The organism is Aeromonas sp. FDAARGOS 1414, from assembly GCF_019047065.1.
In the GTDB taxonomy this organism is placed as follows: domain Bacteria; phylum Pseudomonadota; class Gammaproteobacteria; order Enterobacterales; family Aeromonadaceae; genus Aeromonas; species Aeromonas veronii_A.
The window spans coordinates 2591327-2605630 of sequence record NZ_CP077210.1; the positions used below are offsets into that span (position 1 = coordinate 2591327).

The 14304-nt window shown below is 59.2% G+C and carries 11 protein-coding genes; all 11 read right to left on the reverse strand.

The features are described 5' to 3' along the window. Positions 1–12: 12 nt before the first annotated feature. Positions 13–3492, reverse strand: a complete 3480-nt coding sequence (dnaE, locus tag I6L44_RS11445) for a DNA polymerase III subunit alpha (RefSeq protein ID WP_216951876.1) — start codon at positions 3490–3492, stop codon at positions 13–15. Positions 3493–3530: 38 nt separating this feature from the next. After that, positions 3531–4121, reverse strand: a complete 591-nt coding sequence (gene rnhB / locus I6L44_RS11450) for a ribonuclease HII (protein WP_216951877.1) — start codon at positions 4119–4121, stop codon at positions 3531–3533. Positions 4122–4238: 117 nt separating this feature from the next. Continuing rightward, a complete protein-coding gene (gene lpxB, locus I6L44_RS11455) occupies positions 4239–5378 on the reverse strand; it encodes a lipid-A-disaccharide synthase (protein WP_216951878.1) in 1140 nt (379 codons plus the stop codon). Then, positions 5371–6162 carry an acyl-ACP--UDP-N-acetylglucosamine O-acyltransferase gene (gene lpxA / locus I6L44_RS11460; protein ID WP_005338557.1) on the reverse strand — a complete coding sequence of 264 codons (792 nt, stop codon included), beginning with the start codon at positions 6160–6162 and terminating at the stop codon, positions 5371–5373. Before lpxA ends, lpxB begins: the two co-directional genes overlap by 8 nt. Before the next feature lie 5 nt (positions 6163–6167). Next, the gene (gene fabZ / locus I6L44_RS11465) at positions 6168–6590 is read right to left on the reverse strand and encodes a 3-hydroxyacyl-ACP dehydratase FabZ (RefSeq protein ID WP_244775422.1); all 423 of its coding nucleotides are present in this window, start codon (positions 6588–6590) and stop codon (positions 6168–6170) included. A 63-nt stretch (positions 6591–6653) separates the two neighbouring features. Next, complete coding sequence (gene lpxD, locus I6L44_RS11470; protein WP_005338561.1) at positions 6654–7673, reverse strand: UDP-3-O-(3-hydroxymyristoyl)glucosamine N-acyltransferase; 1020 nt, start codon at positions 7671–7673, stop codon at positions 6654–6656. Between the two features lie 3 nt (positions 7674–7676). Next, positions 7677–8189: an OmpH family outer membrane protein gene (locus I6L44_RS11475; RefSeq protein ID WP_005338563.1), complete on the reverse strand. Its 513-nt coding sequence runs from the start codon at positions 8187–8189 to the stop codon at positions 7677–7679. Between the two features lie 149 nt (positions 8190–8338). Next, a complete protein-coding gene (gene bamA, locus I6L44_RS11480) occupies positions 8339–10870 on the reverse strand; it encodes an outer membrane protein assembly factor BamA (RefSeq protein WP_075114987.1) in 2532 nt (843 codons plus the stop codon). A 34-nt stretch (positions 10871–10904) separates the two neighbouring features. After that, a complete protein-coding gene (gene rseP, locus I6L44_RS11485; protein WP_005338567.1) occupies positions 10905–12257 on the reverse strand; it encodes a sigma E protease regulator RseP in 1353 nt (450 codons plus the stop codon). Then, positions 12257–13453 (reverse strand): 1-deoxy-D-xylulose-5-phosphate reductoisomerase, encoded by a 1197-nt coding sequence (ispC, locus tag I6L44_RS11490; protein WP_216951879.1) that lies wholly within the window; start codon positions 13451–13453, stop codon positions 12257–12259. Before ispC ends, rseP begins: the two co-directional genes overlap by 1 nt. Next, the gene (locus tag I6L44_RS11495; RefSeq protein WP_302055866.1) at positions 13453–14280 is read right to left on the reverse strand and encodes a phosphatidate cytidylyltransferase; all 828 of its coding nucleotides are present in this window, start codon (positions 14278–14280) and stop codon (positions 13453–13455) included. Before I6L44_RS11495 ends, ispC begins: the two co-directional genes overlap by 1 nt. Between the last annotated feature and the right edge of the window lie 24 nt (positions 14281–14304).

The following is a 14304-nucleotide window of genomic DNA, read 5'->3' on the forward strand; positions in this document are numbered from 1 at the left end:
GCCTTAGAACCTCTAATCAAAAACCAATTCAACCCGCTCTCGTCCAAGCAGGACTCGCAAGTCATCTATCAGTTGATCGGTGGGCGTCACCCGCCACTCGGTACCGAGCGTCAATCGCACCCGGGAGCCGGGGCGACGATAGTTTACCTGAACCGGACAAACTCCGGCACGGGCGGGCTCCAAAATCTCGCACAAACGCGGGAAAAAGCGATCATCAATCCGCTGTTCATCGAGGGAGATGCGAATTGCTCTGGCAAAACGCTCCCTCGCATCGTTGATATCCAGTATTTCACGGGCCGACATTTTAAGGCCACCGGAGAAGTCATCAAAGCTGACCTGTCCAGAAACCACCAAAATACGGTCTTTTTGCATCAACTCTTCGTACTTTTCCAGCGCTTCGCTGAAAAGTGTCACATCGAGACGGCCGGAGCGGTCGTCCAGAGTGAAGATCCCCATCTTGTTGCCGCGCTTGGTCACCATGCTGCGGGCCGCAATCACCAGCCCCGCCGCCGTGGTCACGGTATCGCGGGAGGTGGGATGCAGATCGCACAGGCGACCCGAGGTATAACGACGCAATTCGCTGCTGTACTGGTTGATGGGGTGGCCAGTGAGATAGAGCCCAAGGGTCTCGCGCTCCCCTTCCAGCCACACCTTGTCAGGCCAGTGCGGCACGTTGGCAAACGCCTTCTTGACGTCGTCAATCTCTTCGGTGAGCACGCCGAACATGTCGACCTGCCCCACCGCCTGCGCCTTGGCGTGCTGCTCGGCGGCCCGCATCGCCTCCTCCAGCGTCGCCATCAGGGCGGCGCGGTGGGGGCCGAGCCGATCCATGGCGCCGGAGAGGATCAGCTTCTCCATCACCCGCTTGTTGAGCTTCTTGATGTCGACCCGGTTGCAGAAGTCGAACAGATCGCGGAACGGGCCGTCCTGATCCCGGGCGCTGAGGATAGCATCGATAGGGCCTTCACCCACCCCTTTCACCGCCCCAATCCCGTAGACAATATGACCATCTTCGTTGACCGAGAAGCGATAGCGGCCAGTGTTCACATCCGGCGGGATCACGGTGAGCCCCATCCGCTGGCACTCGTCCACCAGAGTCACGATCTTGTCGGTGTTGTCCATATCGGCGGTCATCACCGCCGCCATGAACTCGGCCGGGAAGTGGGTCTTGAGCCAGAGGGTCTGGTAGGAGACCAGCGCATAGGCGGCGGAGTGGGATTTGTTGAAGCCGTAGCCCGCAAACTTCTCCACCAGATCGAAGATCTTCATCGCCAGTTCGCCGTCGACGCCATTCTTGACGGCGCCCTCCTCGAAACCGGCCCGCTGCTTGGCCATCTCCTCGGGCTTTTTCTTACCCATCGCCCGGCGCAGCATATCCGCGCCACCCAGCGTATAACCCGCCAGGGTCTGGGCGATCTGCATCACCTGCTCCTGATAGAGGATGATGCCGTAGGTGGGCTCCAGAATCGGTTTCAGGCTCTCGTGCTGCCACTTCTCGTCCGGATAGGAGATCGCTTCATTACCGTGCTTGCGGTCGATGAAGTTATCCACCATGCCAGACTGGAGCGGGCCCGGTCGGAACAGGGCCACCAGTGCGATCATGTCTTCGAAGCAGTCGGGGCGCAGCCGCTTGATGAGATCCTTCATGCCGCGGGATTCCAGCTGGAATACCGCTGTGGTCTCATAGCGTTGCAGTAGGTCGAACGACTTCTTGTCATCGATAGGGATGGCGGCGATATCCACCGGCGGCTTGCCCTCTTTGGCAAGACGCGGGTTTATCATGCCGAGCGCCCAGTCGATGATGGTGAGGGTGCGCAGACCCAGGAAGTCGAACTTCACCAGACCTGCGTATTCCACATCGTTCTTGTCGAACTGGGTGACCGGGTGATGGCCTTCGTCATCGCAATAGAGCGGCGCAAAGTCGGTGATCTTGGTGGGCGCGATCACCACGCCACCTGCGTGTTTACCGGCGTTGCGCACCACCCCTTCCAAGCGGCGGGCCATGTCGATGAGGTCTTTGACCTCCTCATCCTGCTCGTAGAGCTCGGGCAGCTTGGGCTCAGCCTCGAATGCCTTGGCGAGCGTCATGCCCGGATCCGGCGGGATCAGCTTGGAGATGCGATCTACAAAGCCGTAAGCGTGGCCCAGCACCCGGCCTACGTCCCGCACCACCGCCTTGGCAGCCATGCTGCCGAAGGTGATGATCTGCGACACCGCCTCCCGACCATACATGTCGGAAACGTGCTCGATCACCTCGTCGCGCCTGTCCATGCAGAAGTCGACGTCGAAGTCGGGCATGGATACCCGCTCGGGGTTCAGGAAACGTTCGAACAGCAGGTCAAATTCCAGCGGGTCGAGGTCGGTGATCTTGAGGGCGTAGGCCACCAGAGAGCCAGCCCCCGAGCCCCGGCCCGGGCCAACGGGGATGCCGTTGTCCTTGGACCACTGGATAAACTCCATCACGATGAGGAAGTAACCCGGGAAGCCCATCTGGTTGATCACTTTGAGCTCGATGTCGAGACGCTCGTCATACTCGGGACGGCGCTCGGCCCGCACCGCCGGATCCGGGAACAGGAATTCCAGCCGCTCCTCCAACCCCTCTTTCGACTTCATGACCAGGAAGTCTTCGGTGGTCATGTCACCGGTCGGGAAGTTGGGCAGGAAGTATTCGCCGAGGCGCACCGTCACGTTGCAGCGCTTGGCGATCTCCACCGTGTTCTCCAGCGCCTCGGGGATGTCGGCAAACAGCTCCGCCATCTCCTCCTGGCTGCGCAGGTACTGCTGCGGGCTGTAGCGGCGCGGCCGGCGCTTGTCCATCAGGGTGTAGCCGTCGTGGATGGCGACCCGGATCTCGTGGGCATCGAAGTCATCGGCGGTGAGGAACACCACCTCGTTGGTGGCCACCACCGGCAGCGCAAACTCGGTGGCAATCGCCACCGCCATGTGCAGGTAGACCTCTTCGTCGGGTCGACCGGTACGCAGCAGTTCGAGGTAGTAGGCATCGGGGAAGTGGGTCTGATAGAAGGCGACACACTGCTCGGTCATCTGCCGGTTGCCCTTGAGCAGGAACTTGCCCACATCCCCCTCGCGGCCGCCGGAGAGGACGATCACCCCCTTGGCATGCTCGGCGAGCCAGCTCTTGTCGATGACCGGCCGCCCCTGCACGTGGCCGCGCTGGTAACCACGGGAAATAAGCAGGGTGATGTTCTGGTAGCCGTCGTTATCCATGGCGAGCAGGGTGAGACGGAACTGCTCGTCGCCGAGCTCATCGCTCTGCACCCAGAAGTCGGCCCCGACGATGGGCTTGATCCCCTTGCCGTGGGCCGCGCCATAGAAGCGCACCAGACCGCACATGTTCATCTGATCGGTCAGCGCCAGCGCCGGCATGTTGTTGGCCGCAGCCGCCCCGACGATGGGGTTGATCTTCTGCAGGCCATCGACCATGGAGAAGTCGGAGTGGACTCGCAGGTGGATAAAACGGGGGTCAGCCATCGTCATCTCCTCTCGCTGCTCAAACTAAATGGCATGGTCTACTCGATCCCCAGTGCGCGGCGCACCGGTTTGAAGCTCTTGCGATATTCGGGCAACGGGCCACGCTCGGCCAGAATGGCGAGGTGATCCGCAGTCGGATAACCCTTGTGACGGGCAAAACCATATTCGGGATGACGGCTGTCCAGCTCGGTCATCTCCGCATCGCGGGTCACCTTGGCGAGGATCGAGGCGGCGCTGATGGCGGCCACCAGGCTATCGCCCTTGACCACGGCACGCGCTTCCATCGGCAATGCAGGGCAGCGGTTGCCATCGATAAAGACCAGCTCGGGGGTGACCTTCAGTCCCGCCACGGCTCGCTGCATCGCCAGCATGGTGGCATGCAGGATGTTGAGCTCGTCGATCTCCTCCGGAGTTGCACGACCGATGGCCCAGGCGAGCGCTTTCTCTTTGATCTCGTCAAACAGGGCGAGGCGCTTCTTCTCGGAGAGCTTCTTGGAGTCGTTGAGCCCTGCGATCGGATTGGCGGGATCGAGAATGACCGCAGCGGTGACCACGTCACCCACCAGGGGGCCACGACCCACTTCGTCCACACCGGCAACCAGCTTGTCGTCAGGAATATCGATCATCATCTTGTAGCCTTGAATCAAAACAGGCCCCGTGGGGCCTGACAGGGGTTGACTGGCGCAGCATTACCGCTCGAAAAGGATGAACGGGTAGCGCGGCGCAATCGACGGTCCGAAATAGCGTTATCTGCCGAGCAGATCCGCCACCGCATCGGCGGCCTGCGAGTCGGCATTGCAGCGGATCAGCTGGTGCAGCTCGGTGAAGGTATTGACCAGCGCACTGTTGTCGTGCTCGAAGTACTTGCTCACCTCTTCCACCAGATTCTCCGGGGTGCACTCGTGCTGGATGAGTTCCGGCACCAGCATGCGACCGGCGAGCAGGTTGGGCAGAGAGACAAATTCGGTCTTCACCAGTCGCTGGGCCAGCCAGTAGCTGAAGGGCTTGAGCTTGTAGCCCACCACCATCGGCTTTTTCACCAGCATGGCTTCGAGCGCTGCGGTGCCAGAGGCCAGCATCACCACGTCGGCGGCGATCATCGCCTCGCGGCCCTGCCCTTCCAGCAGCACCATGTCGAGACCCGGCGCTACCTCGGCCTTGATGGCCATAAACTGCTCACGCCGTTTCTGGTTGACCAGCGGCACGATGAAGCCGAGATCCGGATAGCGCACCGTCAGGTGTTTGCATGCCTCGAGAAACAGGGGAGACATAAAGCCCACTTCTGCGGTGCGGCTGCCCGGCAGCACTGCCAGCCAGCGGCGATTGGCATTGATACCGAGATTGCGACGTACGGCTGCCTGATCCGGCACCAACGGAATATCATCCGCCATGGTGTGACCGACAAAACGGCAAGGGGCGTCGAAGCGGTCGTAGAAGGCTTTCTCGAAGGGCAGGAAGGCGAGCACCATGTCGGTGGCGGCCTTGATCTTGTGAATGCGGTTCTGGCGCCAGGCCCACACAGAGGGGCTGACATAGTGAACCGTCTTGATACCGGCGCGGCGCAGTTTCAGCTCCACTCCGATATTGAAATCTGGTGCATCCACGCCGATGAAGATATCGGGCGGATTGGCAATAAAGTGGCGCAGCAGTTCGCGACGAACCTTGAGGATGCGCGGCAGACGCCCCAGCACCTCGGTGATCCCCATGACGGAGAGCTCTTCCATCTCGAACAGGGCCTTGACGCCCAGAGCCTGCATGCGCGGCCCGGCGATCCCTTCGAACTGCGCGTCCGGGTAACGGACTTGCAGCTCGCGCACCAGACCGGCAGCCAGAATGTCGCCGGAGACCTCTCCGGCGACGATACCGATACGAACCGGATCAGGCACGGATGATCCCGCGCTCGTTGTCTTTGAGGAAGTCCACATAGAGCTGGACGGCCGGCTCGGCTTGCGCCATCTCGATCAGCACCGGCAGCACCTCTTCGATGGTCTTGCCGGAGCGGAAGATCTCTTTGTAGGCACGCTTGACGGCAGAGATGGCCTCGGCGCTGAAACCGCGGCGACGCAGACCTTCGGAGTTCACCCCGAACGGCTTGGCGTAGTTGCCGGCAGCCATCACGTAAGGCGGTACGTCCTTGTTCAGGGCGGCGCAGCCACCGACGAAGGCGTGGGAACCGACGCGGCCGAACTGGTGAATGGCGGAGAGACCACCAAAGATCACGAAGTCACCGATCACCACGTGGCCAGCCAGGGTCGCGTTGTTGGCGAAGATGCAGTTGTCACCAATGATGCAGTCGTGGGCAACGTGGACGTTGACCATGAACAGGTTGCCGCTGCCCACCTTGGTCAGGGATTGATCCTGAATGGTACCGCGGTGGAAGGTGCAGTTCTCGCGAATGACGTTGTTGTCGCCAATCTCGAGGAAAGTGCGCTCACCGGCGTACTTCTTGTCCTGGCAATCCTCACCGATGGAGGTGTGCTGGAAGATCTTGTTGCCGCGACCAATCTTGGTCGGGCCCTTGATCACCACATGGGAACCTACCCAGGTGTTGTCACCGATTTCCACCTCGGCGCCGATGACAGAAAAGGGGCCGATTTCAACCCCTTTACCGATCACGGCAGACTCATGGACGATGGCTGTATCGTGAATGATGGCAGTCTGGTCGATCACGTGTGTTAAACCTCGCGTTTGGCGCACATCAGCTCGGCGGTACAGACCACTTCACCGTCGACGGTAGCGACACCGGTGAACTTGGCAATACCGCGACGCTCTTTCAGGAACTCCACGTCGAGCACCAGTTGATCACCGGGGCCGACCGGACGCTTGAAGCGAGCGTTGTCGATTGAGGCAAAATAGTAGAGTTCATTGGGAGACGGTTTGCCCACCATGGTAAATGCCAGGATACCGGTGGCCTGTGCCATCGCTTCCAGGATCAGTACCCCTGGGAACACCGGCTTGGCCGGGAAGTGCCCCTGGAAGATCGGCTCGTTGAACGAGACGTTCTTGATGGCGCGCAGAGTTTTGCGCTCATCGCTGATCTCGTAGTTTTCCACCCGATCCACCATCAGGAACGGATAACGGTGGGGCAGCAGATCCATGATTTCCTGGATACCCAGGCTCTTCTTTTCAGTAGTCAAAACAGTACCCTATACCAATCGTGATTATTCTTGATCCAGCTTCTTCTCAAGCTTGCTTAACCGCTTGTGCATCTCTTCGATACGCATCACCCGGGCGGCGGTCTTGCGCCACTCTTTATTGGTTTGCAGAGGGATGCCGGAAGAGTAGACACCGGGCTCGGTAATGGGTCGCATCACCATGGCCATACCGGTAACGGTGGCCTGATCGCAGATCTCCATATGCCCGTTAAAGACGGAAGCGCCACCAATGATACAGTATTTGCCGACCTTGAGACTACCAGCCATCACGGTGGAGCCCGCCACGGCAGTGCCGTAACCAATCTCCACGTTGTGGGCGATCTGGCACTGGTTGTCGATGATGACGTTGTCAGCGATGCGGGTATCTTCCAGCGCACCGCGGTCGATGGTGGTACAGGCACCGATCTCGACCCGGTTGCCGATAGTCACGCCGCCGAGCTGGGGGATCTTGATCCACTCGCCACGCTCGTTGGCATAACCGAAACCATCGGCGCCGATCACTGTGCCGGATTGAACCAGACAGTCGGTGCCCATGGTCACATTGTGATAGAGGGTGACGTTGGCCCACAGCCGGGAGCGGGCTCCCAGCCGGGTGTTCTTGCCAACGAAACAACCCGGGCCAATGCGTACATCATCACCCAGCACGACGCCGGATTCGATCACTGCATTGGCGCCGATGGCCACTCTCTCGCCCAGTTGTACGTCAGCCGCGATAACGGCGCTCGGATGGATATCCGTGGCCGGCTGCGGGGTGGTGTCCAGCAGTTGGGCTACCCGGGCAAAGCCCACATAGGGGTCTTTGAGCACCAGGGCATTGGTGGGACAAAATGGCAGATCCGCTTCTGTAATGAGCACGGCGGTCGCCTTGCTCTGCTCCAGATAGTGCCGGTACTTCTTGTTGGACAGGAAGGTGATATCCCCCTCCCCGGCCTTTTCCAGTGTCGCTACCTTGCGGATTTCCAGGGTTCCGTCGCCATGGACCTGGGCCCCCAGTTGCTGGGCCAGCTGTGCGAGAGTGAATGCCATCAATTAGTTGCTCTTGCTTACCTGAGAAATAACCTGGCCGGAGATGTCCAGCTTGCTGGCGGCATACGGGGCGGCATTGCGCTCCAGCACCAGATCGTAACCATTGCTCTTGGCGATGGAATCGATGGCAGCCTGCACCTTGGTCAGGATCTTGTTGCGCTCTTCGGACTGACGGCGACCGTTGTCCTGCTCAAAGGCTTGACGCTTCTGGTTGAACTCCATCTGCAGCTTGGCCAGCTTCTCCTGGTTCTGCTTCTTCTGCTCGGCGCTCATGAAGGCTTCATCCTTGCGGAACTTCTCGACCAGCTTCTGGCCTTCCTGTTCCAGCTTCTGCAGCTCACGCATGCGCGGCTCGAATTCACCTTTCAGCTTGGCTGCAACGGCTTCACGCTGGGGCAGCTTTTGGAAGACTTCGCCCATATCCACCACGGCGATCTTGGTCTCAGCGAAGGCAGAACCCATGCCGGCAGCCATCAGTGCAAAGCTCAAACCAGCTACTTTCAACGCTTTATTCACACTTACTCCTTGTTCCCTCATGGCGAGGGCTACCTGATTTACCCGATTATGCAAGCGGCGTTAGGACCGTCTTGTTACCTGGTGAGGCACGCATACCGCGCGTCCCATCATTGAAGACCCCCACCGCATGGGTGGGGGCAAAACTCTGCTTAGAAAGTACGACCGATGTTGAAGGAGAAGACTTCGGTGCGATCCCCTTCATATTTCTTGATCGGCTTGGCCAAGGCGAACACCAGCGGCCCCATCGGCGAGAGCCACTGCAGGGAGACACCGGCAGAGACCCGGATATTGCCCGGGTTGGAGTAGTCCTGGCTCAGATAGTTGCAATCAGAACCGGCGGCGCAAGGATATGCTCCGTTGGCAAAATCGGTGCTCCAGACGGTACCAGCGTCCATAAAGACGGTGGAACGGATCTGCGGACGATAGGTCTCGGAGACGAACGGGGTCGGGAAGACCAGCTCCAGTGAGGCGACGGCCAGAGCGTTGCCCCCCACCGAGGTGTCGGAACCTTCGTAGTAGCCAGTTTCACACGGCTGAGAACCCGTGCAACTGCCAGCACCCGGCTTGTTGTAGGTCTTGTAGATCGCCTTGGGACCAATGGTATTGCTCTTGAAGCCACGTACCGTATCGAAACCACCGGCATAGTAGTTCTCGAAGAACGGCAGCATGGAGTCATCGCCATAGCCGTTACCGTAAGAGACACGACCCTTGCCGATCATTACCCAGCTGTGATCCGCATCGAGCGGGAAGTAGTGGGCATCTTCGGCAGAGAGCTTGTAGTACTGCAGCTCCATGCCCGGTACGGTCACCTTGGCGTTGATACGCTGACGATCGCCAGAAGTCGGGAACATCCCCTTGTTCAGGGTAGAGCGGGTCCAGCCAGCGGTGACATCGACGGTCACAAAGTCGAGGTTGGAACCATCCTGTGAGTAAGCATTCCAGAACTGATCCATCTGTACCGACTGGCGGTTATCATTCCACTGATCCCAGCAGTAGGTATTGCCATCAGTATCCGGATTGTCCTTCAGACACTCCTGATAGTTCTGGGCATTGAAGGACGGACGGCTCAGCTTGGTGCTCTCGATACCGGTACTGAAGTCGAGACGGTTGAACTCGTTGACCGGGAAGCCGCTGGAGAGACGGAAACCGATGGTTTCGTTCTCGTAATCAACGATATCGGCATCATCGGCGCGGAACTGGTTGTAGTAGACCCGACCACCCAGGCTGACACCATCCACGGTGAAGTAGGGGTCGTTGTAGCTCAGGTCAACGTTCTTGGAGTAGTCGTTGGTGCTGGCGTTGATGGAGACCTTTTTACCGGTACCCATAAAGTTGTCCTGGGAGATCCCCGCCTGCAGGCTCAGACCCGATTCGGTACCGTAACCGATACCGGCGTTGATGGAGCCTGCTGGCTGCTCCTTGACCTTGAAGTCGAGGTCAACCAGGTCATCGTTGCCCGGCACCCGCTTGGTGTCCACTTCTACACTCTCGAAATAACCGAGACGGTTGAGACGGCTCTTGGACTGCTCGATGTTGTCGGAGGAGAGCCAGGTGCCTTCCATCTGGCGCATCTCGCGACGCAACACCTGATCTTCGGTGGTTGCGTTACCGCTGAAGTTGATGTTGCGCACATAGACACGAGGGCCCGGCTCAACGTTGACGATCAGCTCAACTTCCTTGGTCTTGTCATTGACCTGCGGGAAGGTGACCACTTTCGGATAGGCATAACCGTAACGGCCGAGGAACTTGGAGAGCACCTCTTCGGTATGAGTCACCTGACTGGCAGAGTAGGTGCTGCCGGCAGCAATCGGGATCAATCCCTTCATCTCGCCACCGCGGTCGATCAGGTCACCCTTGAGCTGGACACCGGAGACCTTGTACTGATCCCCTTCCTTGATGTTGAGGGTGACGTAAACGCCCTTCTTGTCGGGGGTCATGGAGACCTGGGTAGACTCCTGCTGGAAGCGGATATAGCCACGATCCATGTAGTAGGAGCGCAGGGTCTCGATATCACCCGCCAGCTTCTGTTTCTGATAGCGCTGATCGGCGGTGAAGTTCCACCAGGGCACTTCGTCGCGCAGGGAGAGCTGGGCAATCAGTTTCTCTTCCGGGAAGACGCTGTTGCCGACGATGTTGATCTGCTGGATCTTGGCCGCTTCCCCTTCCACGAAGGTGAACTTGAGGTCGACCCGGTTGCGCGGCAACGGGGTGACGATGGCCTTGACCTTGGCGGAGTATTTACCCACGCCATAGTAGAAATCTTCCAGTCCCTTCTCGAGGGAGGTGAGCACAGTGCGATCCAGCGGATCGCCCACACGGATGCCGGAGGACTCCAGACTCTGGGTCAGTTGCTCCTCTTTGATATCCTTGTTGCCGGCAAACTCGATGCTGGAGATGGTCGGACGCTCCTTGACCATCACCTGCAGCACCTGGCCGTCACGGTAAACCTTCACATCCTCGAAGTTACCCGAGGCATAGAGCTTTTTGATGGCGCTGGCCAGAGCCACGGAGTCGACGGTATCACCGACCCGGATCGGCAGGTTCAACAGTGCGGCACCCAGGGTCACCCGTTGCAGACCTTCGACCTGGATATCTTGCACCACAAAAGAGGCAGGGGCCGCCTGGGCCAGGAAACTGGCACCCAGCAGGCAACTCAACACCAATGCTTTTTTAACAGCCATTTTGTTCTTATGTGTCCTTGTTGATGCTCTGGCCTCAGAGGCGAGCGAAATCGTTAAACAGCGCAATGCCCATCAATAACATCAGAATGGCGGCACCGATCCTGAAACCCACTTCCTGTATTTTCTCTGATACCGGCTTGCCGGTGACCGCTTCGATAAGGAAATAGACCAGATGGCCACCATCGAGCACCGGCAGGGGGAACAGATTGATAATCCCTAGGTTGACGCTGATCAGCGCCAGAAAACTCAAGAAATAGACCAGACCATAGTCGGCACTGCTGCCGGCGCCCTTGGCAATGGAGATGGGGCCGCTCAGGTTGTCCAGCGACACGATGCCACCGATCAACTTGCCAATCATGTCAAAGGTGAGCGTGATCAGGCTCCAAGTCTTGTCCGCGCCATGCCACAGCGCCTGCAAAGGCCCATACTGTAACAGAATTCGATATTCATCCGGTAATGGAACCAGTTGCGGTGAGAGACCGACGAATCCTACCAGCTTGCCCTGCACCTTGCGGCTATCCGGGGTCAGGGTCACGTTGAGATCACTGTTGTTGCGCTCAACCACCACTTGCAGGGGTTCGCCCGGTGCCTGCTGCACCAGTTCGACAAACTGGGCCCACGCGGTAATAGGCTGATCGCCGACCTGTTTGATACGGTCACCGACCTGCAGCCCCGCCTTTTCACTGGCACTCTTGGCCACCACGGCAGCCACGACTGGCAGCACTTTGCCACTCAGGGGGACGATCCCCAGACTACCGATGGGCGACTCTTTATCCGGATCGAAGGTCCAGCCGGTCAGCGACAAGGTTTTGTCGGTGGCATAGCTGGTATTGGGTGCCTGCACCTTGAGAGTCACAGCATCATCACCCAGATGGCTGATAAGGGCGTAAGTGACGCTCTCCCAGTCACCGGTCTGCTCATCGCCGACCCCGACAATCTCCATCCCCGGCAGCACACCCGCCTCGGCTACGATGGATGCCGGACGCACTTCACCGATCACCGGCTTGACGCTCGGCACCCCGATGATAAACATCAGCCAGAGGGCAAACAGGGCAAAGACGAAGTTGGCCATGGGACCTGCGGCGACAATCGCCATCCGCGCCCAGACACTCTTGTGGTTGAAGGCATACTGCTCGTCACCGGGCTTGAGTTCATCGACCCGGCCATCGAGCATCTTGACGTAACCACCGAGGGGGATCAGCGCCAGCACATATTCGGTGCCATCTTTACCCATCCGGCGCCAGATCGCCTTGCCAAAACCGATGGAGAAGCGCTCAACCTTGACGCCACAACGACGGGCCACCCAGAAGTGACCAAACTCGTGCACCGCGACCAGCAGGCCCAGCGCAACAACAAAAGCACCGATATTCCACAACACACCGCCCATCAGCCAAGCTCCTCAATCAAAATGTGAGCACGGGCTCTTGCCGCACCGTCCAGGGCAAACAGATCATCGAGCGAGCCGACGGCGCTGCTCTCCAGCGCCAGCATCACTGCCTCGTTGATCCGGGCAATATCCATAAAACCGATGCGCCCGGCCAGGAAGGCGGCAACCGCCTCCTCGTTGGCCGCATTGAGCGCAGTAGTCGCCGCTTGTCCCTTCTGGCAGGCATTGATGGCCAGCGCCAGACAGGGGTAGCGATCATAATCAGGCCGGATAAAGCTGAACTCTCCGACACTGAAGAAATCCAAAGGTTCCACACTGGAGGGGATGCGATTGGGATAAGCAAGCGCATGGGCGATGGGGGTACACATATCCGGATTGCCAAGCTGGGCCAGCACGGAGCCATCCTTATACTGCACCATGGAGTGGATCACCGACTGCGGGTGGATCACCACCTGGATCTGCTCGGGCGCCGCATTGAACAGCCAGCGCGCCTCAATGTACTCCAGCCCCTTGTTGATCATGGTGGCGGAGTCGACCGAAATCTTGGCCCCCATCGACCAGTTGGGATGAGCGATGGCCTGCGCCGGCGTCACCTTCGCCAGCTCGCTGATCTCGGTGTAACGGAACGGGCCGCCAGAACCGGTCAGCAAAATCTTGCTGATCCCCGCCGCCGCCAGATCGCAAAAACCGGGCTGGCGCTGCACGGCGGTCGGCAGACACTGGAAGATAGCATTGTGTTCGCTGTCGATGGGCAGCAGCTCGGCGCCATGTTCGCGCACGGCCTCCATGAAGAAAGCACCGGACATCACCAGCGCCTCCTTGTTGGCCAGCAAAATTCGCTTGCCGGCACGTACCGCGGCCATGGTCGGGGCCAGTCCGGCCGCACCGACGATGGCGGCCATCACGCTATGGGTGTCGGGGTGAGCGGCAACCTCGCAGAGGGCTGCTGCACCAGACATGACCCGGGTCGCACTGCCGTGCGCTTTCAGACGGGCAGCCAGTTCACGGGCGGCATCCTCATCGACCATCACGGCAAAACGGGGGGAGAATTCAAGGCAGTCCCGCAACATGGCATCCACGTTGCGGGCGGCGGTCAACGCCAATACTTGCCAACTGCCCGGGTTATGGCGCAGCACTTTCAAGGTACTCTGACCAATGGAGCCAGAGGCCCCCAGAATAACCAGTGACTTGTGCATCAAAACTCCTGACTGAGTAGCAGATAACTGAGCAGAAACACCGGCAGGGCGGCGGTCAGGCTGTCGATCCGGTCGAGAATGCCGCCATGACCCGGCAACAGGGTGCCGGAGTCCTTGATGCCCGCCTCGCGCTTGAACATGCTTTCGGTCAGATCGCCGAGTACGGAGGCTAGCACCGCCAGCAGAGAGCAAAACAGCACGGTGATCATCTTGGCAGGAACAAATCCCATCGACCAGGTGACACCGATGGCCAGCAGGCTGGCGGTAAAGAGGCCGCCGCACATCCCTTCGATGGTTTTGCCCGGACTCACAGCCGGTGCCAGCTTGTGCTTACCGAACGCCTTGCCGAAAAAATACGCGCCAGAATCTGCCGCCCAGACCAGTCCCATCACGAACAACAGGATCCAGGCCCCCATCATGGGGTCATGGTAAAAGTTGTAACCACGGATGGCGACCAGCGACCAGAAGAAGGGAACCAGAGTCACCAGACCAAACAGCGACTTGAGCCAGATAGACTCTTTCCACAGCTTGGCGCTTTGGGGATAGCGCAGCACCATCAGCAGACCCAGCAGCCACCAGCTTACCGCGGTCCAGAGCACGCCCATCACGAGGGGGTGCAGGTGAGGCGTCCAGAGTTGCTCCACCGGCAGCCAAAAGAGGCTGGCACCGAGCAACAGACAAAATACGATGGGTAACCATTGCTGCGGAGCAGCAGAGACAAACCCACTCCATTCGCGACTGGCCAACAAAAACACCAGCGCTGCCAACAGGGCAAAAAATTTCAATGGCAGAAAGAAGAGCGCCCCCAACACCAGGGGGATCAACATCAAAGCAGTAATAATTCGTTGTTT